The 14,267-nt window shown below is 40.4% G+C and carries 15 protein-coding genes; 10 read left to right on the top strand and 5 right to left on the bottom strand.

The genetic code is table 11. The annotated features are described in order from the left end of the window. Positions 1–35 precede the first annotated feature (35 nt). From RYL77_RS00360 to rpsD, 7 genes are all read left to right on the top strand, one after another. Positions 36–800, top strand: a complete 765-nt coding sequence (locus tag RYL77_RS00360; RefSeq protein ID WP_315008991.1) for a nucleoside phosphorylase — start codon at positions 36–38, stop codon at positions 798–800. Positions 801–833: 33 nt separating this feature from the next. Then, a complete protein-coding gene (locus tag RYL77_RS00355) occupies positions 834–2,213 on the top strand; it encodes a potassium transporter TrkG (protein WP_315008989.1) in 1,380 nt (459 codons plus the stop codon). Positions 2,214–2,226: 13 nt separating this feature from the next. Continuing rightward, positions 2,227–2,892: a TrkA family potassium uptake protein gene (locus RYL77_RS00350; protein WP_315008987.1), complete on the top strand. Its 666-nt coding sequence runs from the start codon at positions 2,227–2,229 to the stop codon at positions 2,890–2,892. A gap of 124 nt (positions 2,893–3,016) precedes the next feature. Further along, complete coding sequence (locus RYL77_RS00345) at positions 3,017–5,281, top strand: SSURE domain-containing protein (protein ID WP_315008985.1); 2,265 nt, start codon at positions 3,017–3,019, stop codon at positions 5,279–5,281. A gap of 123 nt (positions 5,282–5,404) precedes the next feature. Then, positions 5,405–6,103, top strand: coding sequence for a response regulator transcription factor (locus RYL77_RS00340; protein ID WP_315008983.1), 699 nt, complete (start codon positions 5,405–5,407; stop codon positions 6,101–6,103). Further along, the gene (locus tag RYL77_RS00335; RefSeq protein ID WP_315008981.1) at positions 6,100–7,152 is read left to right on the top strand and encodes a HAMP domain-containing sensor histidine kinase; all 1,053 of its coding nucleotides are present in this window, start codon (positions 6,100–6,102) and stop codon (positions 7,150–7,152) included. The genes RYL77_RS00340 and RYL77_RS00335 overlap by 4 nt, the downstream gene beginning before the upstream one ends. A gap of 194 nt (positions 7,153–7,346) precedes the next feature. Next, complete coding sequence (rpsD, locus tag RYL77_RS00330; RefSeq protein WP_000092756.1) at positions 7,347–7,958, top strand: 30S ribosomal protein S4; 612 nt, start codon at positions 7,347–7,349, stop codon at positions 7,956–7,958. A gap of 132 nt (positions 7,959–8,090) precedes the next feature. Here rpsD and RYL77_RS00325 read toward each other — a convergent pair whose 3' ends face one another. The 5 genes from RYL77_RS00325 to RYL77_RS00305 form a co-directional block, all read right to left on the bottom strand. Beyond that, complete coding sequence (locus tag RYL77_RS00325; protein WP_315008979.1) at positions 8,091–8,609, bottom strand: HXXEE domain-containing protein; 519 nt, start codon at positions 8,607–8,609, stop codon at positions 8,091–8,093. 78 nt (positions 8,610–8,687) lie between these two features. After that, positions 8,688–8,837 (bottom strand): 50S ribosomal protein L33, encoded by a 150-nt coding sequence (gene rpmG / locus RYL77_RS00320; RefSeq protein WP_001265622.1) that lies wholly within the window; start codon positions 8,835–8,837, stop codon positions 8,688–8,690. A gap of 15 nt (positions 8,838–8,852) precedes the next feature. After that, positions 8,853–9,035 carry a 50S ribosomal protein L32 gene (gene rpmF / locus RYL77_RS00315; RefSeq protein ID WP_000290417.1) on the bottom strand — a complete coding sequence of 61 codons (183 nt, stop codon included), beginning with the start codon at positions 9,033–9,035 and terminating at the stop codon, positions 8,853–8,855. 151 nt (positions 9,036–9,186) lie between these two features. Further along, positions 9,187–9,387, bottom strand: a complete 201-nt coding sequence (locus tag RYL77_RS00310; protein ID WP_088803868.1) for a PTS ascorbate transporter subunit IIC — start codon at positions 9,385–9,387, stop codon at positions 9,187–9,189. A 2-nt stretch (positions 9,388–9,389) separates the two neighbouring features. Then, positions 9,390–10,397 (bottom strand): SPFH domain-containing protein, encoded by a 1,008-nt coding sequence (locus RYL77_RS00305; RefSeq protein WP_315008974.1) that lies wholly within the window; start codon positions 10,395–10,397, stop codon positions 9,390–9,392. 191 nt (positions 10,398–10,588) lie between these two features. On the opposite strand from RYL77_RS00305, the gene RYL77_RS00300 reads away from it, so the two are divergent. Genes RYL77_RS00300 through RYL77_RS00290 form a run of 3 tightly spaced genes read left to right on the top strand, consistent with a single transcriptional unit; the run spans position 10,589 to position 14,266 of the window. Beyond that, the gene (locus RYL77_RS00300; RefSeq protein WP_315008972.1) at positions 10,589–12,619 is read left to right on the top strand and encodes a BglG family transcription antiterminator; all 2,031 of its coding nucleotides are present in this window, start codon (positions 10,589–10,591) and stop codon (positions 12,617–12,619) included. 3 nt (positions 12,620–12,622) lie between these two features. After that, positions 12,623–12,907 carry a PTS sugar transporter subunit IIB gene (locus RYL77_RS00295; RefSeq protein WP_000912476.1) on the top strand — a complete coding sequence of 95 codons (285 nt, stop codon included), beginning with the start codon at positions 12,623–12,625 and terminating at the stop codon, positions 12,905–12,907. A 12-nt stretch (positions 12,908–12,919) separates the two neighbouring features. Beyond that, positions 12,920–14,266, top strand: a complete 1,347-nt coding sequence (locus tag RYL77_RS00290; RefSeq protein ID WP_000975299.1) for a PTS ascorbate transporter subunit IIC — start codon at positions 12,920–12,922, stop codon at positions 14,264–14,266. Position 14,267 lies beyond the last annotated feature (1 nt).

Here is a 14,267-nt window from a genome sequence, read left to right as displayed (position 1 = left end):
TTGATACAATAGTACAAAATCAGAGGAGGTGGGCTATGATTCAGAAACATGCGATTCCTATTTTAGAGTTTGATGACAATCCTCAGGCGGTCATCATGCCCAATCACGAGGGGCTGGACTTGCACTTGCCCAAGAAGTGTGTCTATGCATTTTTAGGTGAAGAGATTGACCGTTATGCGAGGGAAGTAGGGGCGAACTGTGTCGGCGAATTCGTTTCAGCCACTAAGATCTATCCAGTCTATGTCGTGAACTACAAGGGCGAGGAAATTTGTCTGGCTCAGGCTCCTGTCGGTTCAGCTCCAGCAGCCCAGTTTATGGATTGGTTGATTGGCTATGGTGTGGAGCAGATTATTTCCACTGGAACTTGTGGTGTGCTGGCTGATATAGAGGAAAATGCCTTTCTAGTCCCTGTTCGGGCTCTGCGAGATGAAGGAGCTAGTTATCACTATGTGGCAGCTTCTCGTTATATGGAAATTCAGGCAGAGGCTATTGCTGCCATTGAGCGAGTGTTGGAAGCCAGAGGGATTCCCTATGAAGAAGTCATGACCTGGACGACAGACGGTTTTTACCGAGAAACGGCTGAAAAGGTGGCTTATCGTAAGGAAGAAGGCTGTGCTGTTGTGGAGATGGAGTGTTCTGCGCTTGCGGCAGTAGCCCAACTGCGTGGGGTTCTCTGGGGAGAGTTGTTGTTTACAGCTGATTCTTTAGCAGACTTGGACCAGTACGATAGTCGTGACTGGGGTTCAGAAGCTTTCGAGAAGGCCTTGGAACTCTGCCTTGAGATAGCCTTTCATATATAGCTACTCTCCTACTTTTTATGGTACAATGGATGTATGTTATTCAAATTATTTGTGAAAAAAATTGAAAGGGCCTTGGGTGGACTTTCGCCAGCTCGTCGTATCTTTTTAAGTTTCGCTGGAGTTATTTTTATAGGTTCTCTCCTTTTGAGTTTGCCTTTTGTTCAGGCGAGTGGTTCGCAGGCTACTTATTTTGACCATCTCTTTACGACGGTGTCCATGGTCTGTGTGACTGGCCTTTTTACGCAACCAGTGGCTACTACCTATAATGTCTGGGGGCAGTTGATTTGTATGCTCTTGATACAGATTGGTGGTCTGGGGCTCATGACCTTTATCGGGATTTTTTATATCCAAGGCAAGCAAAAGCTTAGTCTGCGTAGTCGTGAAACCATTCAGGAGAGTTTTAGTTATGGGGAAAGTAAGTCTTTGAAGTCTTTTATGCGTTCCATCTTTTTGACGACTTTTCTGGTAGAGGGTTTGGGAGCTTTTCTTCTTAGTTTCCGTTTTATTCCTGAGTTCGGCTGGGGACGAGGCATTTTCACCTCTATCTTTTTAGCCATTTCAGCCTTTTGTAATGCTGGTTTTGATAATTTCGGCAGTAGCAGTTTAGTGGCTTTTCAGACGGATCCCTTGATCAATCTGGTCATTGCTGGCTTGATTATCACAGGTGGTCTTGGCTTTATGGTCTGGTTTGACTTGGCAACCCAGTTTGACAAGAAGAAAAAACGCCGTCTGCGTTTCCACACCAAGCTAGTCCTCTTCTTGACTGCAGGGATTTTGCTGTTTGGGACAGTATCTACACTCTTTACGGAGTGGCACAATCCAGGAACCATTGGTAATCTCAGTGTTCCAGAGAAAGTGTTGGTTAGCTTTTTCCAAACTGTCAGCATGAGAACGGCTGGTTTTGCCTCTATTGACTATACACAAGCTCGGCCTGTGACCTTGTTTATCTATACCCTACAGATGTTTCTGGGTGGGGCACCTGGAGGAACGGCTGGGGGGCTCAAGATTACAACTTTCTTTGTCTTGTTGGTCTTTGCCCGTAGTGAATTGCTGGGCTTACCTCATACCAATGTTGCGCAGAGAACCATTGAGGCTCGCACAGTCCAAAAATCCTTTAGTGTCTTCATTATCTTTTTGATGACCTTCTTGTTGGGCTTGATGTTGTTGGGAATTACAGCAGAAGGAACACCGCGATTTATTTACCTCATGTTTGAGACCATTTCAGCTCTTGCGACAGTTGGGGTAACGGCAAATCTGACACCAGAATTGGGCAAGCTAGCTCTTAGCATTGTCATGGTGCTCATGTTTATCGGCCGTATCGGTCCCTTGACCTTGCTGGTCAGTCTAGCAGATTACCAGCCTGATAAGAAAGATTTGATTCAGTATATGAAAGCAGATATTAGTATTGGATAAGAAAGGAAGAATGATGTCAGATCGTACGATTGGAATTTTAGGTTTGGGGATTTTTGGGAGTAGTGTCCTGACGGCCCTCGCCAAGCAAGATATGAATATCATTGCCATTGATGACCATGCAGAGCACATCAATCAATTTGAGCCAGTTTTGGCGCGTGGAGTTGTGGGTGATATTACAGATGAGGAACTCCTCCGAACTGCAGGAATTGATACCTGTGATACGGTTGTAGTCGCAACAGGGGAAAATCTGGAGTCGAGTGTGCTTGCAGTTATGCATTGTAAGAGTCTAGGTGTACCAAGGGTTATTGCCAAGGTCAAAAGCCAGACAGCCAAGAAAGTACTAGAAAAAATCGGTGCTGACTCGGTGATTTCACCTGAGTATGAAATGGGGCAGTCTCTAGCGCAGACCATTCTCTTTCATAACAATGTTGATGTCTTTCAGCTGGATAAAAATGTGTCTATCGTGGAGATGAAGATTCCGAGTGTTTGGGCAGGTCAAAGCCTGAGCCAGCTAGATTTACGTGGCAAATACAACCTCAATGTCCTAGGATTTCGTGAACAAGAAAATTCACCGCTGGATGTCCAATTTGGACCCAATGACCTCTTGAAAGCAGATGCCTATATCTTGGCGGTCATTAACAACCAGTATCTAGATGATTTGGCAGAATTAAATTTGTAAAAAAATTAATATAAGTATTTTATAAGAGGGATTTAAGAAAAATTTTAACATTTTCTTAATCCTTTTTAATTTTAGGAGATTATACTAGAGTCATCAAATAAAGAAAAACTCTAAGGAGAATCCTATGAAATTCAATCCAAATCAAAGATATACTCGTTGGTCTATTCGCCGTCTTAGTGTCGGTGTTGCCTCAGTTGTTGTAGCCAGTGGCTTTTTTGTCCTAGTTGGTCAGCCAAGTTCTGTACGTGCCGATGTGGTCAATCCGACCCCTGCTCAAGTTGTGCCAGACGTTACTTCGGTGAGTGAAAAGAGCGACTTACCAGCAGAACTTCTCAAAGAAGCAGTCGATACAGCTCTTCCTTCAGAACAGGCAGACTCAACACCTAAAGCAAGTTTGGATACTACAAACTCTCCAGAAAAAGTGAATGTAGCTGATAAAGACCAAGTGGTAGCACCCAAAGAAGAAGTGCAAGCAAAACCAGAATCTAAGAAAGAAACAGAAGATGCGCTTAAACCTGCGACAAATCCTGCGCCTACAGTTTCTGGACAAGACCGTGAAGCAAGTGAAGTGCAACCAGCAACTACTCCAGCTGAAGTCCAAAAAGGCGTAGCCGACAATACTAAAGACATAGTAGATGTTCCAGCTACCTACTTGGACAAGGCCAATTTCCCTGGTCCATTCACAGCTGGCGTCAACCAAGTCATTCCATACGAATTCTTCGCAGGTGACGGTATGTTGACTCGTCTGATTTTGAAAGCCTCAGACAAGGCCCCATGGTCAGACAACGGTTCAGCTAAAAATCCTGCCCTCCCACCAGTAGAAAACTTGGGCAAAGGCCTTTACTTCTACGAAGTGGATTTGGCAGGGACTCAAGGTAAATCTGATAAAGAGCTTCTTGACCTCTTGAAACAAAATGGTACGCAAAGCTATAAAGCTACTATCAAAGTATACGGTGCAAAAGATGGCAAGGCAGACTTGAGCAATCTCGTAGCCACTAAAGATTTGGATGTCAATTTGAACGGCTTGACTACCCCAGCTGAAGTACAAAAAGGTGTGGCTGAGAATACCAAAGATACAGTAGACGTTCCAGCTGCTTACTTGGATAAAGCCAACTTCCCAGGCCCATTCACAGCTGGTGTCAACCAAGTTATTCCATATGAATTCTTCGCCGGAGACGGTATGTTGACTCGTCTCATCTTGAAAGCTTCTGATAAGGCTCCATGGTCAGACAACGGTTCAGCTAAAAATCCCGCCCTTCCACCAGTAGAAAAATTGGGCAAGGGCCTCTACTTCTATGAAGTGGACTTGGCAGGGACTCAAGGTAAATCTGATAAAGATTTGTTAGACTTGTTGAAACAAAACGGCACTCAAAGCTATAAAGCAACTATCAAAGTGTACGGCGCTAAAGATGGCAAGGCCGATTTGAGCAACCTCGTAGCGACTAAAGATTTGGATGTCAACTTGAATGGCTTAACTACTCCAGCCGAAGTTCAAAAAGGCGTGGCTGACAATACCAAAGACACAGTAGATGTTCCAGCCACTTACTTGGACAAAGCTAACTTCCCAGGCCCATTCACAGCTGGTGTCAACCAAGTCATCCCATATGAATTCTTCGCAGGTGACGGTATGTTAACTCGTCTGATTTTGAAAGCCTCAGACAAGGCTCCATGGTCAGACAACGGTTCAGCTAAAAATCCCGCTCTCCCGCCAGTAGAAAAATTGGGCAAAGGCCTCTACTTCTACGAAGTGGATTTGGCCGGTACTCAAGGTAAATCTGATAAAGAGCTTCTAGATCTCTTGAAACAAAACGGCACTCAAAGTTATAAAGCTACTATCAAGGTGTACGGTGTTAAAGATGGCAAAGCAGACTTGAGCAACCTTGTAGCGACTAAAGAATTGACAGTGAACTTGAATGGACATCAGTCTCTTACTCCGATGCAATCAGGCTTCGTCCCATCTTCGAATGGTTCAGCTATGCCGGCTCCAATGATGAATAGTCATCAAGATGCGTCTAAGATGAACGCTCAAATGCCAAGTGCCAATCAAGATGAGATGAAATCTCAAATGCCAGCTGCTAGCCAGGATAAGATGATGCCTAATAAAGAGCAGGACAAAACCATGAATGCTAGTCAGCCTATGGCAACACCAAGCATGAAACAAGACCAAGCTCCAGCAGCCTCAAGCAAAATGCCTAATGAAGACAAGATGGCAGCTAATAATAAGGTGTCAAATCCAATGATGGCTGATCAAATGAAAGATCAAAAAGACATGCTTCCATATACCGGTGAAGCTCAAACATCAATGGCTACTATTGGATTCTTTGGACTCGCCTTGGCAGGACTATTAGGTGGCCTCGGTTTGAAAGCTAAAAAAGAGGAAAATGACTAGTCTAGCTACAGACTTTCTATCTAGGATTTGAAAAATTCAGATAGCGATTAGAATGTTCGTAAAGAGATTAAAATAGTGTTATACTATTGTGGTATAGCACTGTTTTTTTCAAAGGAGAGACAGATGGGAAAGACAATTTTACTCGTTGACGACGAGGTAGAAATCACAGATATTCATCAACGTTATCTGGTTCAGGCAGGATATCAGGTTTTGGTGGCCCATGATGGAGTAGAGGCCTTGGAAATCTTCAAGCGAAAAGCGATTGATTTGATTATTACAGATATCATGATGCCTCGGATGGATGGTTATGATTTGATTAGTGAGGTCCAGTATCAATCTCCAGATCAGCCTTTTCTCTTTATCACAGCTAAGACTAGCGAGCAGGATAAGATTTACGGTCTGAGTTTGGGGGCAGATGACTTTATTGCCAAGCCCTTTAGCCCACGTGAGCTGGTTTTGCGTGTCCACAATATCTTGCGTCGCCTTCATCGTGGAGGTGAGACAGAGGTCGTCAGTCTCGGGGATTTACGGATGAATCACGGTAGCCATGAGGTCCAAGTCGGAGATGTGGCGCTTGATTTGACAGTCAAATCCTTCGAACTTCTATGGCTTTTAGCTAGCAATCCAGAGCGAGTTTTCTCTAAGCCAGACCTCTATGAAAAGGTCTGGCAAGAAGACTATGTGGATGACACCAATACCTTGAATGTTCATATTCATGCTCTGCGACAGGAGTTGGCTAAACATGCTAGTTCAGAAACACCCACCATCAAAACCGTCTGGGGCTTGGGCTACAAAATTGAGAAAGCACGAGGTAGTCAATGAAATTAAAAAGTTATATTTTAGTGGGGTATATCATTTCAACACTCCTAACGATTATCGTGGTTTTTTGGGCAATACAGCGAATGTTAATTGAAGAAAGTGAGATTTATTTCCTGATTGGCATGACTTTAATCGCAAGTTTTGTCGGTGCTGGGATTAGTCTCTTTCTCCTGTCGCCTGTCTTTACATCATTGGCCAAACTCAAGGAACATGCCAAGCGGGTAGCGGACAAGGATTTTCCTGCAAATTTGGAGGTTCAAGGTCCTATGGAATTTCAGCAGTTAGGGCAAGCCTTCAATGAAATGTCCCATGATTTGCAGGCAACCTTCAATTCCTTGGAAGAAAGCGAACGAGAAAAGGGCTTGATGATTGCCCAGCTGTCGCATGATATCAAGACCCCCATCACTTCGATCCAAGCGACGGTAGAAGGGATTTTGGATGGGGTTATCAAGGAAGGAGAACAGGACCATTATCTAGCAACCATTGGACGCCAGACGGAAAGACTCAATAAACTGGTTGAGGAGTTGAATTTTTTGACCCTAAATACAGCTAGAAATCAGGTCGAAACGACTAGCAAGGACAGCATTTTTCTGGACCAGCTCTTGATTGAGTGCATGAGTGAATTTCAGTTCTTGATTGAGCAGGAGGAGCGAGATGTCCACTTGCAGGTAATCCCAGAGTCTGCCCGTATTGAAGGAGATTATGCTAAACTTTCTCGTATCTTGGTGAATCTGGTCAATAACGCTTTTAAATACTCTGCTCCAGGGACCAAGTTGGAAGTGGTAGCTAAGTTGGAAAATAACCAGCTTTCAATCAGTGTGACCGATGAAGGACAGGGGATTGCCCCAGAGGATTTGGAGAATATTTTTAAACGCCTTTATCGTGTAGAAACTTCTCGTAACATGAAAACAGGTGGTCATGGTCTTGGTCTTGCGATTGCGCGTGAATTGGCCCATCAATTGGGTGGAGAAATCACAGTTACCAGCCAGTACGGACGGGGAAGCACCTTTACCCTCGTTCTTAACCTCTCTGGCGATGAAAATAAAGCTTAAAACCCCTTTACAAATCCAGCTATTTATGGTAGAATGGATTTTGTGTGAAATATCAGCAGGAAAGCATGAAGCTCGTCAACAGGTGTCTTATGATAAGTAACCTTGGCTGTTTAGGCGAAGGGCATCTGCACGAATCAGGGCTTTCTAAGTGACTATTTCCACCGAAATATTATTTATATCAGGAGGACATTCACATGTCACGTTATACAGGACCATCTTGGAAACAAGCTCGTCGCCTTGGCCTTTCACTTACAGGTACAGGTAAAGAATTGGCACGTCGTAACTACGTACCAGGACAACACGGACCAAACAACCGTTCTAAATTGTCAGAATACGGTTTGCAATTGGCTGAAAAACAAAAACTTCGTTTCACTTACGGTGTAGGTGAAAAACAATTCCGTAACTTGTTCGTACAAGCTACAAAAATCAAAGGCGGAATCCTAGGTTTCAACTTCATGCTTCTTTTGGAACGTCGTTTGGATAATGTTGTTTACCGTCTTGGTCTTGCGACTACTCGTCGTCAAGCTCGTCAATTCGTAAACCACGGTCACATCCTTGTTGACGGAAAACGCGTTGATATCCCATCATACCGCGTAACTCCAGGTCAAGTGATCTCAGTTCGTGAAAAATCATTGAAAGTTCCAGCTATCCTTGAAGCAGTAGAAGCTACTCTTGGACGTCCAGCATTCGTATCATTCGACGCTGAAAAATTGGAAGGTTCATTGACTCGCTTGCCAGAACGCGACGAAATCAACCCAGAAATCAACGAAGCACTTGTCGTTGAATTCTACAACAAAATGCTTTAATTTTAAGAAATATCTTACAGAAAGCCTACAACAGTGGGCTTTTTGCTTTGTCTTGAAAAACTATAGAACACTTCTTAACTGTGAAGGAGGATAAAAAAATTCCCTGCAAAATGAAATTGCAAGGAACTTTTGTTAATGGTTATGGGCAAGCCAGGCGGAATATTTTTTCCCGAGCCAGAGAGCAAAGGGGAGATTGATGACGACGATGCCTGCGCCAACTAGTGAGAACAGGAAAAATTCGCTAGTCGAAACCTGCCACAAATGCACGATGTCTGTAATCAAATAAGCACTGATAGGAAAACAAAGGATAGAAGTGATGAGAGCAGGGATATACTTACGGAGAAGAATTGATTGTCCAATATGGAGTAAGAGATGGAGTGCAAAGGCCACTAATCCTCCTAACCAAACTAATTCGAACGCTCTAGATTGACTAAAATACGCTAATAAAGTGACGGATAAGACAATGATAAACTCTTCAAAAACAGCAAGGGCCAATCCCTCTGTTGTAATTCCTTTGTGAATCTTGAGAATAGCTGGAACCTTTTGAGCCAGCAAGGTTTCGTTGAGATGAATCCAAGGGACAAGACCGATAATTTCTTCCATATCGTGAAAGATAAAGAGTAGCGGGAGCATCCAAAGATAAAATGCCATAAATCTCTCCTGAAAAGTTATAGATCGCTAACCAATAAAGCAAAAAACGCCCAGTAAGGCGTTTTGAGTTAGGTATGATTATTTCACTTCTGTAAACACAACGTGTTTGCGAAGTTTTGGTGAGTATTTCTTCAATTGAAGACGGTCTGGAGTGTTACGTTTGTTTTTAGAAGTAAGGTACAAGCGTTCACCAGATTCTTTGTGTTCAAGTGTAATATTTACGCGCATGGTATCTCCCTTCTATTATTCAGCTGATGCAGCTTTAGCGATTTTACGTCCTTTGTAGTATCCTTTAAGTGATACACGGTGAGAACGTGAGTAATCTCCAGTAGTTTCGTCAAAGTTTACAGATGGAGCTGTTACTTTGTAGTGTGTACGACGTTTGTTTTTCTTCGCTTTTGAAGTGCGACGTGCAGGTACTGCCATTTTGATTTCTCCTTTAGGTATTTATATTCGATTCAATCTACTGATTTTCATCAACCATACTAGGATAACACATTTTTTTTGTAAAGTAAAGTTACTTGACAAAAAAAGATGAAAAAATTCTCCTGTCCGACCTAGCAGACAGGAGAAAATGTTAAATATTAATCTCAAATGGTTCGTCAATGGTTTCTGATACGTATTTTCCGTCTTTTTTCCGTTGTTTGACACATTCTGTGAGGAGATATTCGATTTGCCCATTGACTGAACGAAAGTCGTCTTCTGCCCATGATGCGAGTGCAGCGTATAACTTTGTTGAGAGTCGAAGGGGGATCTGCTTTTTTTTAGCTTCAGCCATCTTTAGTAAAGACTTCCTGTGTTGACAATTGGTTGTGCATCATGATTGCCACAGAGAACGACTAGGAGATTTGAAACCATGGCAGCTTTTCGTTCTTCGTCAAGCTCGACCAATTCCCCTTCATTGAGACGTTCCAGGGCCATTTCAACCATACCCACAGCGCCGTCTACAATCATCTTACGGGCATCAATAATGGCTGATGCTTGTTGACGTTGAAGCATGACAGCAGCAATTTCTGGTGCGTAAGCTAGGTAAGTGATACGTGCTTCAAGGATTTCCAAGCCAGCATCTTCCACGCGACTTTGAATTTCTTCACGAATACGGTTAGCAACAATTTCGCTAGAGCCACGGAGACTACCTTCATCTGCTTGTCCGTCACCCGTAGTATCCACATTAGGAGACACATCGTAAGGATAGATGCGGACAATATTTCGGAGGGCGCTATCACATTGCAATGAAAGATATTCTTTGTAGTTATCAACGTTAAAAACTGCCTTAGCAGTATCGACTACACGCCAAGTAACGGCAATTCCGATTTCTACAGGATTTCCTAGACAATCATTGATTTTTTGGCGAGAATTGCTCAAGGTCATGACCTTGAGGGAAATCTGTTTCTTACCAATTTCAATATTTACATCATTGCCATTTGATGATTTCATCCCTGAAAAAGGAGATTTCGTGCTAACGTCACCACTTTGTCCAAGTCGAGTGTGGTTTGCAGGGTTAACTGCTACGCTGAAGGGATTGACAAAGTAAAAAACAGGTTCTTTGATGGTACCTGTATAGTTACCAAAAAGGGTCAAAACCAGAGCTTCCTGAGGTTTGACAACTTTTAAACCAGCATGAGCTAGGCCTGCAATTAAGCTTAATAAAAGTCCGATAATAATTCCAAAAATGTTTTCCGAACCAGCACCCATTATAAGTATAAAGATACCAAGTACGAGTGTCAACTCAATGAGAATCAATGCTAATATACCATTTGGTTTTGAATTGATTAGTTTTTCAGTCATAAGAACGACCTCCTATTATATGATATCTAAATGATATCACTTTATTTTTAAAAGTCAATAGAAAGTTGAAAAATAATCACTAAAAAGTTTCAGCCCAATAATTACTTGTAGGAGGTGAGATTATATTGTGCTGAAATACTCTTTTATTCTTATAATTTTTACACTATAATTATAGTTAGAAAGGAAGAAAAATGTTTGATTATAGAGCACTAGTTATTTTGATGACTTTGATGGATCATTGTGAGCTATCATTATATGAATTATCTGTTAAGGTGAGCTTACCTATAAAGGAAGTCAAAGAAGGAATAGATTATTTAGTGCCTTATCTAGCTAATAAAGGGATAGTGCTGGATAAAAAACAAGGTCGCTATAGTTTATCAAATCGTACGAAGCAGTCTTTGACAGATATTATTAAGTCGGATGAATTGGTTTTACCAAAGTCGACTCGCTTAGCATTAATCTATCTTTACACTTTTTGCCGATTAGATTTTATATCGAATAATCATTACCAAGACTTTTTGAAAGTAAGTAAGAATACAACCTTATCTGATATTCAATCATTAAGAAAGATTATGTTAGATAATGATTTGGAGCTAGGGTACAGTAGAGCAAAAGGTTATACTTTACACGGTTCAGAGTGGAATAAGCACCGTTTAGCTTTTCAAATGGTTAGTGAGTTGCTGGAATCCTCCATAGGGATTTGGGGGTTGGATTATGTTTTATCCAGTTGGGGGTATTCATTAACTTATGATTTGATTGATCAGGTGGTTAAAGATTATTATGAAAAGTTACAGATAGTACCTATTGTTAATCAATTAAAAGTTTGCCTTTTCGGTTTAGTATTCATTATATGTAGGTATCAAAGGGATGTTGAAAGAGTATGTCTTTCAGAGACATTAGTATCTCCTATTATTCAAGATATAACGACTATTTTATTGGATACAGTAGTTGATTTGGGAATTATAGATACGGTATTTTCAGAGGATGATTATCGCTATATCACAGTTTTATTATCAAGTTGCTTTGAAGGTGAAGTAGATGTTGCTCCGGTTTACTTTAATCAATTAACAGAGGCTATTATAAGTAGAATGGAAGATATTTCTTTGTTACATTTTAAACAAAGAGAAGTATTGAGAGAAAATCTTCGCCGCCACCTTATACCGGCTTACTATAGATTAAAGTTCGGCTTACCTAGTTCAAATGAATATGTGTTGCATGTTAAAGAACATTATCCTGATTTATTTGAACTAGTAAAAGATTCTTTGACTCCCTTGATGGACGCTATTGACAAGCCCATACCTGATAGTGAAACAGCATATTTTGTTATCCATTTTGGAGGATATTTAAAGAAAGCAGACAATTTGCATCAAAAATGTTATAAAGCAGCAATTATCTGTCCTAATGGAATTAGTTCTTCATTGATGATAAAAGAGAATCTATTAGCATTATTCCCTCAAATTGAGTTTATAGGAACCTCAAAGATTGATGATTTATATGCGAAAACTAGTAGTGACTATGATATGGTTTTTTCTACTATAAAGGTGGATACAGAGAAGCCAAATTATCTAGTTTCTGTTATGATGACGGAAGAACAAACAACACAGTTAGTTGAATTGGTATCAAAAGATTTCCCAGATACAGGTTATCGAGATATTGAGCTTAATCAGATAATTAGCATAGTAAGACGATATAGTGTAATAACACAAGAATTAGAGTTAAAATTAGCATTAAAGAGGTATCTCTATCAAGAAATGAACAGAAAGGAAGTGTTACCATTGTTAGAAGAATTAATTACAAAAGAAACTTATCAGGTTAGTTCGGAAAAATTAGGATGGAAGGAGGCAATTCGTTTAGCAGCTAAACCGCTTTTGGATCAACATAAGATAACTGAGAACTACCCTGAGGCAATGATTCAAAAAGTAGAAGAGTTTGGGCCTTTTATTAATTTAGGGAAGGGAGTAGCAATTCCTCACGCTCGCCCAGATGAAGGTGTGAATGAAATAGGAATGTCAATGTTAGTTTTGGAAGAACCGATTTATTTATTGGATAATCCAAAACAAGAGGTAAGATTGTTGATTTGTATTGCAGCCATTGATAATGAGAGTCATTTAAAGGCTTTGTCACATTTAACAACAATTTTAAGAGATAAAAATCATGTTCAAACTTTAATATCATCAAAAAACTATGATGACATTGAAATGATAATTAAACAGGAGGATTAGATAATGTTAAAAATTGGTACAGCTTGTGGTTCAGGATTAGGTTCAAGTTTTATGGTACAGATGAATATTGAATCTGTATTGAGTGATTTGAATGTTTCAGATGTAGAAGTTGAACACTATGATTTAGGTGGAGCAGATCCAAATGCTGCTGATATTTGGATTGTTGGTCGTGATCTAGCTGATTCAGCTAGTCATCTTGGAGATGTTCGTATCTTAAATAGTATTATTGATATGGATGAACTACGAGAATTAATTACTAAACTTTGTGAAGAAAAAGGACTTATTTAGGAGGCTAGCGTCATGATGAAGTTCATATTGGATATTGTTAGTACACCAGCTATTTTAGTAGCTTTAATTGCAATCTTAGGATTAGTTCTTCAGAAGAAGAAATTACCTGATATTATTAAAGGTGGAATTAAGACCTTTGTTGGTTTCTTAGTTGTATCTGGTGGTGCAGGAATTGTACAAAATTCTTTAAATCCATTTGGTACCATGTTTGAGCATGCTTTTCATTTATCTGGAGTTGTACCGAATAATGAAGCAATTGTAGCTGTAGCTTTAACAACATATGGCTCGGCTACTGCAATGATTATGTTTGCAGGTATGGTATTCAATATTTTAATCGCTCGTTTTACTCGATTCAAATATATCTTTTTAACAGGGCACCACACTCTATATATGGCGTGTATGATTGCGGTCATTTTATCAGTTGCTGGTTTTACAAGTTTGCCTCTTATCTTACTAGGAGGATTAGCACTCGGTATTATTATGAGTATTTCTCCAGCATTTGTACAAAAATATATGGTTCAATTAACTGGAAATGACAAGGTTGCTTTAGGTCATTTCAGTTCTTTGGGATATTGGTTAAGTGGTTTTACTGGTAGCCTTATCGGTGACAAATCAAAATCAACAGAGGACATTAAATTTCCAAAGAGTTTAGCTTTTTTACGTGATAGTACTGTTAGTATTACTTTATCCATGGCAGTTATTTACATTATTGTAGCTATCTTTGCAGGGTCAGAATATATAGAAAAAGAAATCAGTAGTGGTACAAGTGGTCTAGTTTATGCTTTACAATTAGCAGGTCAATTTGCAGCAGGGGTATTTGTTATTTTAGCAGGTGTTCGCCTTATTTTGGGTGAAATTGTTCCAGCCTTTAAAGGTATTTCAGAGCGTCTTGTACCTAATTCAAAACCTGCTTTGGATTGTCCGATTGTTTATACTTATGCACCCAATGCAGTTCTAATTGGATTTATCTCTAGTTTTGTTGGTGGTTTAGTAAGTATGGCAATTATGATTGCTTCAGGAACGGTTGTTATTTTACCAGGTGTTGTGCCTCATTTCTTCTGTGGAGCGACTGCAGGTGTTATTGGGAATGCATCTGGTGGTGTTCGTGGAGCTACTATTGGAGCATTTTTACAAGGTATTTTAATTAGTTTTCTTCCAGTCTTTTTAATGCCAGTTTTAGGAGGACTTGGTTTCCAAGGATCAACTTTCTCAGATGCAGATTTTGGTCTATCAGGAATTATTTTAGGAATGTTGAATCAGTTTGGTTCACAAGCAGGCATTGTTATTGGTCTGGTTCTTATTCTAGCAGTTATGTTTGGAGTATCCTTTATTAAAAAGCCGTCTGCAAAGGAGGAATAAG

This window comes from uncultured Streptococcus sp. (assembly GCF_963516515.1).
GTDB lineage: Bacteria > Bacillota > Bacilli > Lactobacillales > Streptococcaceae > Streptococcus.
This window is presented reverse-complemented; position numbering and strand designations above follow the sequence as displayed.